This is a genomic window from Corynebacterium sp. LaCa_70, assembly GCF_058182015.1.
The window spans coordinates 2,275,814-2,289,759 of the sequence record NZ_CP190914.1 but is presented as its reverse complement, the minus strand read 5'-3'; the positions used below and the strand labels follow the sequence as shown (position 1 = coordinate 2,289,759).

The window sequence follows — 13,946 nt, the reverse complement described above, 5'->3', positions numbered from 1 at the left end:
AGGATCGTTGCGGCCCGGGTATCGGGCAGAAAATACCGGCCGCTTAAAGTCTAGCCGCCCTGGTGCACTGGGTAAGCTGTGGGCATGAGCAGCCAGGATCTTGTTGCGAAAAACGGTGCTATTAACGGTGCTATTAACGGTGGAGCCAACGCCGAGGCCGAAGCAGAGGCCGCGATTGCCGACGTGGTCGCGGACCGGGATGTGCTGGGCGACGGCATCCACGTGCTCACCGCCGTGCTGTTGGTCGTCGGGGTGATCGGTTCTTTACGCATGCCGTGGGCCGAAGCCAGCCTGAACCTGGTGTTGTACACAGCGTTTGCCGCGATTTATTTTGCTGGTTCGGTGTATTTGGACGAAAAGGAAGAAACCGTCCAGCTGTTTTGGCTTTTCGGGCTGTTGGCAGTGTGGATGGGCATCATGTTCGTCACCCCGATGGGGGCCTACCTGGCGTTTACGATTTTCTTTTTGTTCCTGCGGGTGTTGGACGGGGTACGCGGAATCGTCTCGGTCATGTTTGCCACCAGCATCACGGTGATCATGCAAATACCGTCGGGGCTGACCCTGGGCGGCATCATGGGGCCGACGGTCTCGGCGATTGTTACCGTCGCGATCCATTTTGCTTTTACGACGCTGTCCCACATCAGTCGGCAACGCGCCCAGCTGATCCACGAGCTAATGGAAACCCGTGAGCAACTGGCGGAATCCGAACGCGAAGCCGGTATTAATGCGGAACGCCAGCGCATCGCCCACGAAATTCACGACACCCTGGCACAGGGGCTGTCGTCCATTCAGATGCTGTTGCATGCGGCGGACCGGGGTTTAGACCGCATCGACGCCGCACATGAGGGGGATCAGGCGGTGGATACTGCTCAGCCGCGCCACCATATTGAACTTGCGCGCACCGTGGCCGCCGATAATCTGCAGGAAGCCCGGGCTATGATCGCCGCGCTGCAGCCGGCCACGCTGGCCGAGACTTCCCTGCAGCAGGCTTTGGAGCGTGTCGCGCAGAACTGGGCGGATACCAGCGAGATCACCATCGACGTCGAGGTGGATGGCACTGCGCGGCAGCTGCCGATGAAAACCGAGGCCGCGCTGTTGCGTATCGCGCAGGGGGCAACCGGCAACGTCGTCAAGCATGCAGGGGCCAGCCGGGCTCGCATTACGCTGACGTACGACGAGGAGGTGGTGCGTTTGGACGTGGTGGATAATGGTGCTGGTTTTGATCTTGCCGACGTCGACAAGCGCCCCAGTGGGTTGGGGCATGTGGGCTTGGCGGCGATGCGGCAGCGGGCTGCCGAGCAAGGCGGGCAGATGGAGATTGAAACCGAACCCGGCCGGGGTACTGCGGTGTCGGTGACGATGCCGTGTGCGGATTAGCCGGGGAGTAAGATAAAGCTAAGTAACCGTCAGAAAAGGGGTAGTTGTCCACCATGATCAGAGTCTTGCTGGCAGACGACCACGAGATCGTGCGCCTAGGGTTGCGCGCCATTTTGGATGATGCGGAAGATATTGAGGTCGTCGGCGAGGTTGCCACTGCTGAGGCCGCGATTTCTGCCGCGCACGCTGGTGGCATTGACGTGCTGTTGATGGATCTGCGCTTTGGCGCCGGCGCGGAAGGCCACCGGGTTACTGGTGGGGCTGAGGCCACGCGCATGATTAAAACCTCGGTGCCGCACCCACCGAAGGTGCTGGTAGTGACGAATTATGACACGGATGCGGATATCCTCGGCGCGATTGAAGCCGGGGCAGTGGGCTACCTGTTGAAGGATTCCCCTCCGGTGGAGTTGTTGGCGGCGGTGCGTTCGGCGGCAGAGGGCGATTCTGCGCTGTCGCCGGTGGTCGCGGATCGTTTGATGACGCGTGTGCGCACCCCGCGCAGCTCGTTGACCCCGCGTGAGCTGGAGGTGTTGAAGCTGGTGGCCTCGGGTTCGTCGAACCGTGACATCGGCACCGAGCTGATGTTGTCGGAAGCCACCGTGAAGTCACACCTGGTGCACATCTACGACAAACTGGGTGTGCGCTCCCGGACCTCGGCGGTAGCCGCTGCCCGCGAGCAGGGAGTGCTCTAACAGCTTTTAACGGCGCGCGTTACCCCTCGGCGATATTGCGCTGAATATCCTCGGTGATTAAATCAATATCGTTGCTGACGCTGCGGTGCGCGCGACGACGCTGCTGGTCGGTCATGAACTCTGCATTATCGACGGCTGCCTTCAGCTCGTCCAAGCGCTCGTTAATATCGCGCTTGTACCCTGGCTTCACGCTGGTGTCTTGCAGCGAATTGCGGATTCCCTGGATACGCGCCTTCAAATCCGCACCGTGCCCGCTAAACTGCGCCATCTGTTCTGGGGTAACACCAGAGCGCTGTGCGGTGCGTTTGCTGAACTGATCCTGCGCAGCAGTAATACCACGGTAAATTAACGGCAGCGCCAGCGGCAGCAGCACACGGGAAGCGCCGGCGAAACGCTTGACGTTATCGGCGTTGAATTTGCCGGTCTGCAGCTTTTCCAGCTCAGCTTTCGCCATCTTTTCTTGGTGCTTGCGCTTGGACTTCAACGCCTTGTTTTCGTCTTTAATAATTGCGCGTTTTTGTTTTGCCAGCAGCTTTTCGCGGCGTGCGCGTGCCTTCGAATCGGCTTTGACCTCGGCCTTCGCCCGGGCCTTGGCGGCTTTGACGGCGGCTTTGGCATCGCTACGGCGCTTACGGAGTGACTTCATCAAGCCCATGGTGTGCTCACCTTCGCTGAAAATTGCGTATTTTTACCAGTTGCTGATTCAACAATACCTGGTGGTCTCGACTAGGCTGACCACCTGTGATCGGCCGTCGGGAATTTGTGGAAGCGCATGACCTCGTCGGCTGCCATTATCGCCTGGTGCAAGCCCGCCGCTACCCCGAGACCCCGGCGACGGAATCTTCGCAAGAACGTGCGTTGCGCAGCGCCGATGCCCGGGCAGAGGTGGCTGCTTTATTGCCGGTAGCCCCCGCGCTTGGCGACGGCCGCCGCCGGAATTTTCAGCGAATAGATTTAGGCCCGTTGCCCGCCGGTGATACAGCGGCGGTGGAACGCCGGGAACTCGATACCTTGGAAGCCCTTGCTTGGCAGCCGGATCTGGTGACCGGCGCGGTGCTGGCGGGAACCATGGGTAATCGTCGTGAATGTGGGCAGGATTCCGGCAGCGGGCATATTTCTGAAACCGGGCACACGCCCCTGGACTGGAAAGTCTCCGTCGACGCTCTGGTGCGCACCGGGGACAACGCGTACCTGCCGGTGATGGTCAGCAACCACCGCGTGGCGCGAGAAAAAGCCGGTGGCGCGGTAGCTGTTCTTCCCACTCACCGCGCCGGGCTGGGCCAACCCATCACCGAGCAATTTGCCTTGCGCCAGCATTCCGTTGACGGTTACCGGTTGGGCCTGGCAGCACGAGCGCTCGACGAACTCGGGCTGGCTACCGGGCGTGGTGGTTTGATCGGGCAGGATCGTCGCCGGATTTTCCTGATGGATACCCAACGGTTTCAGCACGGGTTGTCGAATGCGCTCGCTGCTGTGCAGCCGGAGGCATTACCGCAGGCTCCGCGGCGTCGAAAAGAGTGCGCGACTTGCCGGTTTTGGGTCTATTGTGAACAAGAATTGCAAGGCACCGACGATATCAGCCTGTTTTTATCCGGTGATCGGGCTGATCACCTGCGCGAACGCGGGATCACTACCGTGGAGGCGCTGCGCCGGGCTGATCCCGCTGTGGCCGGTGATTATGCCCAGTTGGCGGATGCGTGGCGGCGTGGAATCACCTTTTTAGCCCGCAGGCCAGCAGAAGAGATGCGGATACCGCGTGCCGACGTCGAGCTGGACATCGACATGGAAGCCTACCTCGACCAAGGCGCGTACTTGTGGGGCGTGTGGGATGGCGCGGATTACCACCCGTTTGTCACCTGGGACGAGCTCGGTGGGGCGGCAGAAGCCCGGAATTTCGCGAAGTTCTGGGAATATCTGTGCGAGCGGCGTCGGCAAGCAGAATCGGCGGGCCTTAGCTTTCGGGCATATTGCTACTCGGCGCACGGGGAAAACCATTGGATGCGCATGTCAGCGCGACGTTTTGCAGGTCAGCCAGGTATTCCGAGCATGGAAGAGGTCAGCGCGTTTATTGCCTCCGAGCAGTGGGTGGATGTGTTCCGTTATGCCAAGCAATTTTTGGCCGATACCGCGGGCATGGGGCTGAAACAGGTGGCGGCGACGGCCGGGCACCGTTGGCCAGATGAGGATGTGGATGGCGAGCAGTCGGTGAATGCGCGCCGGAAAGCCGTGGGCGATGGGCCGGAGGCAACCCGCTGCCGGGAGCAGCTTTTGGGTTATAACCAGGGCGATTGCCAGGCCACGCGGGTGGTGCGGGATTGGTTGTGCGTGGGTGCGCCGGGCGTGCCGCGGATGCGGAGTGTTCGCTAGTCAGCGTTAGGTGTTTCCTTGACGTGCGCGAAAATACCAAGCGCCAGCATCGCACCGGCCAACAGCGCAAGCGTGCCGACGAAGCCCCACCACGGCAGGGCGGTAAAAATCAATCCGGCCAGCGCGCCGACGACCGACGAACCCAGGTAGTAGCACAGCACGTACATGCTGGATGCCTCGGCGCGGTTGTGCTCGGCGATGGCGCCCACCCAGCCAGAAGCGATGGAATGGGCAGCGAAGAAGGACGCGGTAAAAATCAGCAATCCGGTCAGGGTAAGCCACAGCCACGGGGTGGCGGTAAGTAGCAGCCCGATGATGAATGCGCTGGTAGAAACGACCAGCACTGTGCCGCGGGAGAATCTTTCCGCCAGCACACCTGCCCGGGCAGCGGAATAAGTGCCGCTGAGGTAGGCCAAAAATGCTAGTGCGACGATGCCTGGGGACAGCTCGAAATAGTCGATCAGGCGGAAAGCCAGGAAGTTATACAAAGAAACGAACACCCCCATGGCGAGAAAAGCAATGAGAAACATGGCCGCCAGCGATGGCGTTTTCCAGTGTGTGACCATGGATTCGTATTCGGTGCGAAACTGCAGGGCCTTCGGCTGGAAGAACTGCTGGCGTGGCAAAGTGACAGCCACGACGATGGCGAAGCCTAGTGCTAGGAGGGATGCACAGAGGATTGCTACGCGCCAGTCGGTGACTTCCAGCAGCATCGACGGGATCAACCGGCCGGTGAGCCCACCGACGGAATTACCCGCGACGTAGACGCCCATGGCGCGGGCCAGGAAGCGGTGGTCGAGTTCTTCCGCGAGCCAAGCCATGGCCACCGCGGGCGTACCAGCGATGAAAGCACCGTGCAGCAAACGCAAGGCGATGAGCTGGTGGATGGTGTGCGCGAGCGGAAGCGTCAGCCCGATAAGCGAGGCCGCGATGGCGGAGATGATCAACACCCGGTTGCGGCCAAAGCGCTCCGAGAGGATGGAGGCCGGAACCACGCAGATTGCCAGCATTCCCGTGGCGACGGAGACTGTCAGCGCTGCGACGGTTGGTGTGGTGTCGAAGGCGTCGACAAGCGCAGGCAGCATAGCCTGGGTGACATACAGCCCATTGAATACGGCCAGCCCCGCTGCCAAGACCGCGACGGTGGCTAGCCGGTAGTTGCGTTCTCCCCGTTGTAGGCCACGTGCGGGTACTGTTTGTGCCATATATTACATGGTGTCACGTTTTTCACTGCGCGGTGCTGGTTTTCCGTTTCTTGTTGGCGCATTATTTCTTCTGGCCACCGCTATCTCGGTTGTGCTTATCGGGATAAATATTTCACTCTGGAGCCACAAGCGGGCGCGGTATCGTTCATCCGCGATAGGAAAAATCGGCGCGTGGATAATTACCACCGGAATTGTTGTGGACTGAGCAGAAACGCTACATGTTGTTGACAAGCCTAGAGCACACCAAGGCGTTGATCACAACCAATGTCATCGACGCCGACACCACCACCCCGGCAGGCAAGGAGATTGTAGCCTAATGACCAACCACACCCCGGCCCGTGTGCCGGACCCGATCCTTGCTAACAGATCACTGACGATTCGAAAGAACTCATATACCACCTACGCGGACTTGACCCGCCACTGGTGATCCGTTGCTTGAAAAGCTTGAAATGGTCGGGGTCAATTTGCTCGATATCCATCGGATATGATGCTGACGTCTCTGTTTGTTTCGGAGACTGGTCGCTGGTCACTGACGTATTGAACAAACTGGTCATATTGCTCGTCTTGGAGAGCATTTGAGAGAACTCGGGTTCCTACTGGTGTGGCGGCTAAACATGCTAATGCTGTAGCCAGTGCGATTAGCTTCTTTTCATTGATTTCTCCTGGTGTGCTGCGTCGTTTTCAGTTGAGCTCTTGTGCTTTACTTGCAAGCTCTCCCCTGGAGGGGCGTAAGGCGACCGTCAAACGCTGGTTTGTGCCGTTGCTGAAAAACCACGAAGTTCCACTAGGCAGGCCGGCGTTTGTCTCTGGCGCAAAATATGGCGACTTAGGAGCCCTAACTGGCCACTTTTTCTGCGTACCGTCAGGACGGCGTGGCCAAAATTTCAGGTAGTACCATATATGGTACTATTACGTTGTGGGAAAGAGCATTGGCGACATTGTGCAGGCAATGAAGCGGTCACCGAAGAATGTGAGGTTTGTCGATTTGGGAAAAGTCTGCGATCACTACTTTGAAAGGCGCAATACGAAGAAGACGTCGCATCGCACCTACAAGACCCCGTGGCTGGGTGATCCTCGTGTCAATATTCAAAACGCGAAGGGCAAGGCCAAGCCGTATCAGGTCCATCAAGTTCTAGAAGCGATTGAGAAACTGGGCGCACAGAAGAAGGAATCGGAGTAGTCAGCATGGACATTAACAAGTACACCTATCAAGTCTCCTGGTCGGAAGAAGATCAAGAGTTTGTGGCGACCGTGGCTGAGTTTCCCTCATTGTCGTGGTTGGATGCAGACCGGCAGCAGGCTGAGCGTGGTTTGCTTGAGCTTGTTGCTGAGGTTGCTGAGGACATGGAGGCCTCCGGCGAGGCGGTTCCTGCTCCGTTGGGCAGTCGTAGCTACTCGGGGAAGTTCAACGTGCGTACGTCTCCGTCGTTGCATCGGCGGTTGGCTATTGTTGCCAAGACGGAGGGCATTTCTTTGAACGCCTTGGTCAATCAAAAACTCGCGTCCGTCTAGTCAGCGGCACTGTGAAGAAGGGGGTGTGTCATGCCATTGGGTATGCGCGTGTGTCTACGGAGAAGCAGGATTTACAGGTTCAGCGTGAGAAGTTGGCCGCTTATGGTGTGGACGCGGAGCGTATCTATTTTGATCATGGCCGCTCTGGTCGCAACATCGAGCGCGCCGGCCTTGGGCAGGTGATTGTGGCGTGCCGTGCGGGGGACACGCTTGTTGTGACGAAGCTGGATCGGCTGGCTCGTAGTGTCCACGATGCCTCTGGCATTGCGCAGGACTTGCAGCAGTGCGGAGTCGCGCTGCAGATAGGCCGTGATGTCTATGATCCGGATAATCCCACGGGGCGCTTGCTGTTTAATGTCTTGACAATGGTTGCCGAGTTTGAATCTGACCTTTCCCACACATTGTCTGGATCTAATCCACGTAGAGGGGCAAACGTCCACAGCAAAGACGCGGCAGGCGCGATCAGGTCAACCCGATCGGCATACAACAACGAGCTTCGAACAAGGCGGAGTTCATTGTGCAAGGCAACCGCACCACTAGCACTTCGACTTGTGGGAGCGGCCCCCACCGTGGGCGTAAAACCGCGGTCTAACCGCTGCTGTTTCCGGCGAGTATGGCGCAAGGGCCGACCTGGCTTCTTTCCCATGGAATCATTATCTCACCGCGGTAGCCCCCACCCGTCCTCGCTTCGAAAACAACAGGGCCGCTTTGCTTGGTGCCATCTCGTCACGGAACGGCTACAGCCGAAAAGCGGCTAGTGTCCTGGCGGTAAAAGCACCTTCTTCTCCTTATGCACGGATAGCAGCTGTCTAATTCCGCGGTGGCTGTTTCCTGGCCGCAGCTCTCGTGGTTTGCACCCCACCATCATGGACGTTGGATGTGAACACTGGCTACAATTTCAGGGTGGAATCCCAGCTAGTCGCCTACATCGATGAGTCCTCCGCCCTCAGGCCCCCAGACCGGCAGGAGTACATGGTGTGTGCGGCCATCATCGACGCTCAAGACCTGGAACGAGTACGCGAGGAGCTGCGTCCACTGCGCCTTCCCGGCCAGGTCAAACTTCACTGGACCGACGAACGCAATAGCCGACGCCGGAAAATCGTGGAAACACTTTCTGGAATCGACTCTATGCACGCGATCATCACCCACCAGAGCGAAGTAAGCAAGAAGACGGAGAGACACCGCAGGAAATGCTTGGAGCAGATGTACTTCGAGCTCTCCGAGATGCACGTCCATAACGTCACTTTGGAAAGCCGGCAAGAGGCACAAAACAAGCGAGACCTCGCCCATATCGTTGCTTTGCAGGGCCAAGGGCAAAGTGCTGGCATCCGACTACGACACGTACGTGGTGGCGATGATCCACTGCTCTGGATTCCAGATGCCGTTCTCGGAGCACTTAACTCCGTTCATCTGGGCGAGGAACAGTACTGGGAGAAGCTGCATGAGAAAGTGGTCCTCAACCGTCCCACCCCGGATTCCCTCTAGAGACAGGCGAAGACCCTGGGTCCAGTCGTCCGGCTGGGGTCCCAGGGTCTTCTTCCGATCCTGTCGTAACAGGTGGCAATGACCCTAGGTTAGCACCCTTTGTCACCGTCTGTCACCCTTTGTCACTGCCATACAGAACCAGCTCGTCGTCGCTTACCTGGGCCGGCGGCTTCATTGAAGTGCCCTGGGTTTTGATCCTAGGCATTTGCCTTGATCTCCATTATTTCTTGACTGGGGTGATGTTCCCAAAAACTCGGCTTCGACTTCAGCCGGGGTGCGGTAGCCCAAGCTCTGGTGGAGCGGTGATTCGTTCCACCATTTGCCCCACTCGAACGTGGCGATTTCCACATCCACAACATCGCTCCACCTGCGGGTATGGATCAGTTCGTTCTTGTGAGGAGCCGTTGACATTCTCAGCCAAAGCATTGTCGTAGGAATCCCCAACAGTCCCGGTAGACGCACTAATTCCGTGTTCTTCCAGGCGCTGGTTGTAGACAATGCTCACATACTGCGACCCGTGATCTTCAATGGTGAATCAGAACCGTCGTTTCCATCTACTCAAACGGAACAAAACCTGGGACACTTCAGGTGCTGGTTTTCCGACCTTAGATTAGGAGTGGGGCAGGCATCGACGGATCTTAGTATTAGTCGCTAACCCTAGGGTAAATAACGTGGATCATTATAGGTTAAACAAGGGGGTCTTGACTTTGTGGCCCTTTTCGGTATTTTCTATTTAAGTGATTAGAGTCACTTAAGCAAGATTTGTTAATCAAGGAAAGAGGTAAGGTCTCATAATCGAACGTTTGAAAGGTTTGGTTATTTTTCATGCTTGATGAATGTGTCGAAGTCCGGATTTTGGGACGTTTTTCGTGTGAACTGACTGCGGAAATTGCTGCATGAGGTTTATCAGTTGGAAATGGTCCGTCAAGGGATTCAACGCCTTGCGGGGCTGAAGTGGTGAGCCTTAAAGTCCACCAATAAGGGTTTTTAGTTATGTTTAGTTTGGATGAAATTTCAACGACTATCGAAATCGAACAACTTGTGGCTGTCATTGAGGATCCTGAAGTAGTTGGGCAAAATAAAATTGCTACACGTGCTGTAGCCACTCGACAAAATGGTTGCTCGTTTACGCCAGATCGGTGGGGAAGTGCCAATTTTAAACCAATTTGTGACCGGCATGATATTTGTTATGGCCCTTCGAGTAGGACAAACCGTATCGACTGTGATAAACGATTTCGTGCGGGGCTGATAGCTGAATGCGTCCGGGCGTATGGATCGGGAGTTCGATCAGGGGCCTGTAAAGGAGTGGCTGAGGCTTATTATCGCGGCGTTCGTGCAGCCGGCTCGAGATTTTATAAGGGGCGAGGGCTCAACAATTAGGGAGTGGAATGAACATGCTGAAACCCCTGGAAAGCATCACAATTTTTTCGGTTCTCGTGGCCCTCGTGCTCTATGTATTTATGAGCATTATCGCTGCCTCGGGTGGCGGTTTTCCGTTTCTTGTTGGCGCATTATTTCTTCTGGCCACCGCTATCGCGGTTGTGTTTGTCGGGATAAATATTTCGCTCTGGAGCCACAAGCGGGCGCGGTATCGTTCATCTGCGATAGGAAAAATCGGCGCGTGGATAATTACCACCGGAATTGTTATTGCAGTTGCTTCTGTTATTACTCAGCTGTTTCGCGCCGGTGGTTTTTGGGAACCGCTGTTTAGTGAGCTTTTATGGGTAATAACTGCAGCTACCGGACTATTGTGGCTGGGGTTTATTCTACTTATGGTTTCCGGGAGAACTCGCTAAGCCAGAACGATGACCCGCGAGAAAAGACCGAAGATAAAACCGCCACTAAAAACTGCCACGAAAAAACGCCGTGTCCGGCACGTAAAATGCGCGGACACGGCGTTCATGCAAGCCGCAGCGATGGTGCGGCGGAAGGTTTACTTCTTCGCTGCTGCGAAACGCTCTGCAACGTCGTCCCAGTTGAAGACGTTCCAGACAGCCTTGACGTAATCAGGCTTGACGTTCTTGTATTGCAGGTAGAAAGCGTGCTCCCACATATCCAGCATCAGCAGTGGGGTGAAGTTCACGGAGGTGTTGCCCTGCTGGTCGGTCAGCTGCTCAACGAGCAGGCGGCCAGCAATGTGGTCGTAACCCAGCACGGCCCAGCCGGAACCCTGCAGGCCGAGTGCTGCTGCGGAGAAGTGCGCCTTGAACTTCTCGAAGGAACCAAAGTCGCGGTCGATAGCCTCCGCGAGCTCACCGGTTGGTTCGCCGCCACCGTTAGGGCTCAGGTTCTTCCAGAAGATGGAGTGGTTGGTGTGGCCACCCAGGTTGAAAGCCAAGTTCTTGGACAGCGCACGGATACGGTCCGGGTTGGCTTCGCCGTTGCGCTCTTCTTCCAGAGCATCCAAAGCTGCGTTAGCACCCTGTACGTAAGTGTTGTGGTGCTTGGAGTGGTGCAGCTCCATGATTTCGCCGGAGATGTGTGGCTCCAAAGCGTTGTAGTCATATTCGAGTTCTGGGAGTTCGTAAACAGCCATTATCGCTAAATCCTTTCGTTGGGTACCCCGCCCATAATAGGCACGTATAAGAATTTCGCAACATTTTTATGACATAAAACTACTCACGCGACGCCAAGCATCAGGGACCAAGCATCAGAGGATGCTCTTATGAACAAATACACAGCTGCACGTGAGCTCCTTTCACAGTATTCAGCGAGCTACGCGGGCGTAGAATGTCGGCATGTGGATGTTTGGAAATAACCCAGAACTCGTCGCCGAAGAAGACGCCCTGCATGGCGGAAAGCACCCGGTCCTAGAAAACCCACGCCCGCATGCCGTGTTGGGTACGCCCATTACCGGCATTTGGGAAGAAGGCCAGGCCAGCTTGATCGTGGGCTTGGGGTGTTTCTGGGGTGTGGAAAAGCTCTACTGGAACCTGGACGGCGTGGTGTCTACGTCGGTTGGTTATGCCGGTGGCGTGACGCCGAACCCGACGTACCGGGAGGTGTGCACGGGGCGCACCAATCACGTGGAAGTTGTGCGCGTGGTTTATGACCCGTCGCGGGTGTCCTTGGAGGATCTGGTGCGCGTTGGTCTAGAAGCACACGATCCGACTCAGGGTTATCGCCAGGGCAACGACGTGGGCACGCAATACCGCTCGGCGTTTTATACCGAAGGCCCGAACGCGGCGGAAGAAAAACAGACCGTCGACAAGCTTGTCGACGCCTACGGTAAGAAATTGCAGGCCAACGGCTACGGTGAAGTCACCACGGAGATCGCTACGCTGGCCGAGACCCCAGCGGGCGAATACTACTTGGCGGAGGACGAGCACCAGCAATACCTGGAGAAAAACCCACAAGGCTATTGCCCGCACCACGGCACGGGCATTGCCTGCAGCATCTAGAGTTGTTCGCGCACACTAGCGCAGGCGCAGATACTATGTTGACTGGCTGTCATATCGTCGCCCACCGTGGCTATTCCGGGAAGTATCCGGAAAATTCGCCGGAGGCGTTTCAGCAAGCCCTGCAACTGCCCATCCATGGCCTGGAATGTGATATTCGGGTCAGCCGCGATGGGCAGGCGGTGGTGATTCATGATCCCAGTGTGGACCGCACCAGCAATGGCACTGGCATGGTCGCACGCATGACGTGGCCCGAGCTGCAGCGGCTGAATATCGGTACGGAAAAGGCGCCGCAACAACTCATGCTTGTCGACGATTTGTTGCGCCTGCTGGATGGCCATCCGCACCACCTGTATATCGAGACCAAACCGCTGGTGCGGCAGGGGGCTGCGCTGGAAAAAGCTCTGGCGCGGGCGTTGCACCGTACCGGGATGGGTGCGGATCCTCGCGTGCATATTATTTCTTTTTCGCATGCCTCGCTGCGCAGGCTCGCGAGTCTTGTGCCGCAGGTGGATCGGATTTATTTGCGTCGCGGTTGGGAACGCCGGTGGAACAGCCGTGATTTGATGCTGTCACGCCCGCATGCGCTGGGGCTTTCTCTGGACCACGGCAAAGCCAACCCGGATGCGATTGGTGTGGGAGGCCGCCGGACGTACATGTGGACCGTCGATAAGCCAGAAGATATGCGCTGGGCGCGCGATCACGGGGTGAACCTCTTGGCGACGAATTGGCCGGAGCGTGCACTCGAGGTTGTCGGCGACCAGTAAACTGGCGCGCATGGCGAAGAAGAAAAAGAAGCAAGAAGACCTCCCCGAGGGAATGTCGCGTCGGCAAGCAAAACTTGCAGCCCGGGCTGCGGAACGTGCCAAGCTGGAAAAAGATCCACGCCCTTTCGCTGGGTTTGCGTGCGAAGCCGAACTAATTGCACTGCAAGAATTTGTGCCCTCCGGTTACGCGAAAGTAGAAATCGCAGGCATCGATCGCACCGTGTGGCTGTGCAGCGTTTTGCCGGGAGCATCCGCAGCGATGATCCGCGATGAGCAATACGGCGGCGATGCCTTCGTTGCACTGCAGGTGCAAGCCCACGGCGTGAACCCGCACCATGACCTGGCCTATGCCTTGAACTGGGTGAAAGAGCACTCGGCGGGCGAATCGCTGGTGTCCACGGCGGCCGACGGCAACCAGCCGGAACTCACGGAGCTGCTGCCGCACGACACCACGCTGGATATCCAGTTAGAGCAAGACTTTTCCTGGTGGATGCCAGAAGGCGCGCCCATGCCGGAGCAGGTTGCGCAGTCGATGCAAATGGCCAACGATTCCGTCATTGAAACTCACGCGATCGACGCCGACGCGCCGGGTACTTTGTGGTGGTCGGATACCGGTAGCGGTAAGGCACACATCCGCTGGGTACGCCCGGTGGACAACGAAAATGATTTCCTGAACGCCCTGGCACGCGTGGCCGCCCGCGGTGACCTGCACGTGGGGGAAGACACCAAGTTTGCTGGTGTATTCCGCACTCACGGCGTGATTGCCCCAGTTTTTGATGTCACTCCGGAGCCAGCCGCGGATTCCTACCGAGAGCAGCTGGAGCGTGTGAACCAGGCTTTGGAAGAAGAAATCTCCAACGATGCACAGCTTTCTGCCGATGAGCGCAAGCAGCTACAAAACATTAAATCGCGGCAGGTAACCATCCGCTAGTGCAGGAAAGCCTGTATGGGGGCGCAACTGCGCGCAAACTTGGATAATTTTGTTTGTGCACGGTTGCTGCCCGCGGGGTTCTATTTTTTGTGTATTGCAGTACTCCCAGCGTCACGAAGCACTTGGTGATCGCTGCTTTTTATAGCTCAACCACTGATTTTGGGAATTCATCGTTAACACTCCTTATCAAAGTTGATAGTGTCTTCGACCGC

At 57.2% G+C, this 13,946-nt stretch carries 15 protein-coding genes; 12 read left to right on the top strand and 3 right to left on the bottom strand.

Going from position 1 to position 13,946, the window contains the following annotated elements; translation table 11 throughout:
- Positions 1-84: 84 nt before the first annotated feature.
- Together ACP8MI_RS10435 and ACP8MI_RS10430 are read left to right on the top strand one after the other, a co-directional pair.
- Complete coding sequence (locus ACP8MI_RS10435) at positions 85-1,377, top strand: sensor histidine kinase (protein WP_082150568.1); 1,293 nt, start codon at positions 85-87, stop codon at positions 1,375-1,377.
- A gap of 53 nt (positions 1,378-1,430) precedes the next feature.
- A complete protein-coding gene (locus ACP8MI_RS10430; RefSeq protein WP_147579332.1) occupies positions 1,431-2,069 on the top strand; it encodes a LuxR C-terminal-related transcriptional regulator in 639 nt (212 codons plus the stop codon).
- 19 nt (positions 2,070-2,088) lie between these two features.
- Here the strand turns inward: ACP8MI_RS10430 and ACP8MI_RS10425 are convergent, their stop codons facing one another.
- Complete coding sequence (locus ACP8MI_RS10425) at positions 2,089-2,724, bottom strand: DUF6474 family protein (protein WP_049149760.1); 636 nt, start codon at positions 2,722-2,724, stop codon at positions 2,089-2,091.
- Between the two features lie 86 nt (positions 2,725-2,810).
- Between ACP8MI_RS10425 and ACP8MI_RS10420 the strand changes: the two genes are divergently transcribed.
- The gene (locus ACP8MI_RS10420; protein ID WP_284590042.1) at positions 2,811-4,436 is read left to right on the top strand and encodes a TM0106 family RecB-like putative nuclease; all 1,626 of its coding nucleotides are present in this window, start codon (positions 2,811-2,813) and stop codon (positions 4,434-4,436) included.
- Here ACP8MI_RS10420 and ACP8MI_RS10415 read toward each other — a convergent pair.
- Positions 4,433-5,641, bottom strand: coding sequence for an MFS transporter (locus ACP8MI_RS10415; RefSeq protein ID WP_284590041.1), 1,209 nt, complete (start codon positions 5,639-5,641; stop codon positions 4,433-4,435). The two genes, ACP8MI_RS10420 and ACP8MI_RS10415, sit on opposite strands and share 4 nt — an antisense overlap.
- A gap of 916 nt (positions 5,642-6,557) precedes the next feature.
- On the opposite strand from ACP8MI_RS10415, the gene ACP8MI_RS10410 reads away from it, so the two are divergent.
- The 6 genes from ACP8MI_RS10410 (at position 6,558) to ACP8MI_RS10385 (ending at position 10,434) form a co-directional block, all read left to right on the top strand.
- On the top strand, positions 6,558-6,821 hold the full coding sequence (locus ACP8MI_RS10410; RefSeq protein ID WP_337891824.1) for a toxin HicA: 264 nt from the start codon (positions 6,558-6,560) through the stop codon (positions 6,819-6,821).
- Between the two features lie 5 nt (positions 6,822-6,826).
- The gene (locus ACP8MI_RS10405) at positions 6,827-7,153 is read left to right on the top strand and encodes a type II toxin-antitoxin system HicB family antitoxin (RefSeq protein WP_049149752.1); all 327 of its coding nucleotides are present in this window, start codon (positions 6,827-6,829) and stop codon (positions 7,151-7,153) included.
- Between the two features lie 11 nt (positions 7,154-7,164).
- The gene (locus ACP8MI_RS10400) at positions 7,165-7,911 is read left to right on the top strand and encodes a recombinase family protein (RefSeq protein WP_348650387.1); all 747 of its coding nucleotides are present in this window, start codon (positions 7,165-7,167) and stop codon (positions 7,909-7,911) included.
- 145 nt (positions 7,912-8,056) lie between these two features.
- The gene (locus tag ACP8MI_RS10395; RefSeq protein WP_193387120.1) at positions 8,057-8,638 is read left to right on the top strand and encodes a hypothetical protein; all 582 of its coding nucleotides are present in this window, start codon (positions 8,057-8,059) and stop codon (positions 8,636-8,638) included.
- A gap of 993 nt (positions 8,639-9,631) precedes the next feature.
- Complete coding sequence (locus ACP8MI_RS10390) at positions 9,632-10,018, top strand: phospholipase A2 (protein ID WP_082150566.1); 387 nt, start codon at positions 9,632-9,634, stop codon at positions 10,016-10,018.
- A 14-nt stretch (positions 10,019-10,032) separates the two neighbouring features.
- Positions 10,033-10,434, top strand: a complete 402-nt coding sequence (locus tag ACP8MI_RS10385) for a hypothetical protein (protein ID WP_249617826.1) — start codon at positions 10,033-10,035, stop codon at positions 10,432-10,434.
- Positions 10,435-10,571: 137 nt separating this feature from the next.
- Here the strand turns inward: ACP8MI_RS10385 and ACP8MI_RS10380 are convergent, their stop codons facing one another.
- A complete protein-coding gene (locus tag ACP8MI_RS10380) occupies positions 10,572-11,174 on the bottom strand; it encodes a superoxide dismutase (protein WP_018121637.1) in 603 nt (200 codons plus the stop codon).
- Positions 11,175-11,376: 202 nt separating this feature from the next.
- On the opposite strand from ACP8MI_RS10380, the gene msrA reads away from it, so the two are divergent.
- Genes msrA through ACP8MI_RS10365 form a run of 3 tightly spaced genes read left to right on the top strand, consistent with a single transcriptional unit; the run spans position 11,377 to position 13,734 of the window.
- Entirely contained in the window at positions 11,377-12,039 is a 663-nt protein-coding gene (msrA, locus tag ACP8MI_RS10375; protein ID WP_049149040.1) for a peptide-methionine (S)-S-oxide reductase MsrA, read from the top strand.
- Positions 12,040-12,074: 35 nt separating this feature from the next.
- Positions 12,075-12,803 carry a glycerophosphodiester phosphodiesterase family protein gene (locus ACP8MI_RS10370; protein ID WP_126844814.1) on the top strand — a complete coding sequence of 243 codons (729 nt, stop codon included), beginning with the start codon at positions 12,075-12,077 and terminating at the stop codon, positions 12,801-12,803.
- A gap of 10 nt (positions 12,804-12,813) precedes the next feature.
- Entirely contained in the window at positions 12,814-13,734 is a 921-nt protein-coding gene (locus ACP8MI_RS10365; RefSeq protein WP_126844815.1) for a DUF5926 family protein, read from the top strand.
- Positions 13,735-13,946: the final 212 nt, after the last annotated feature.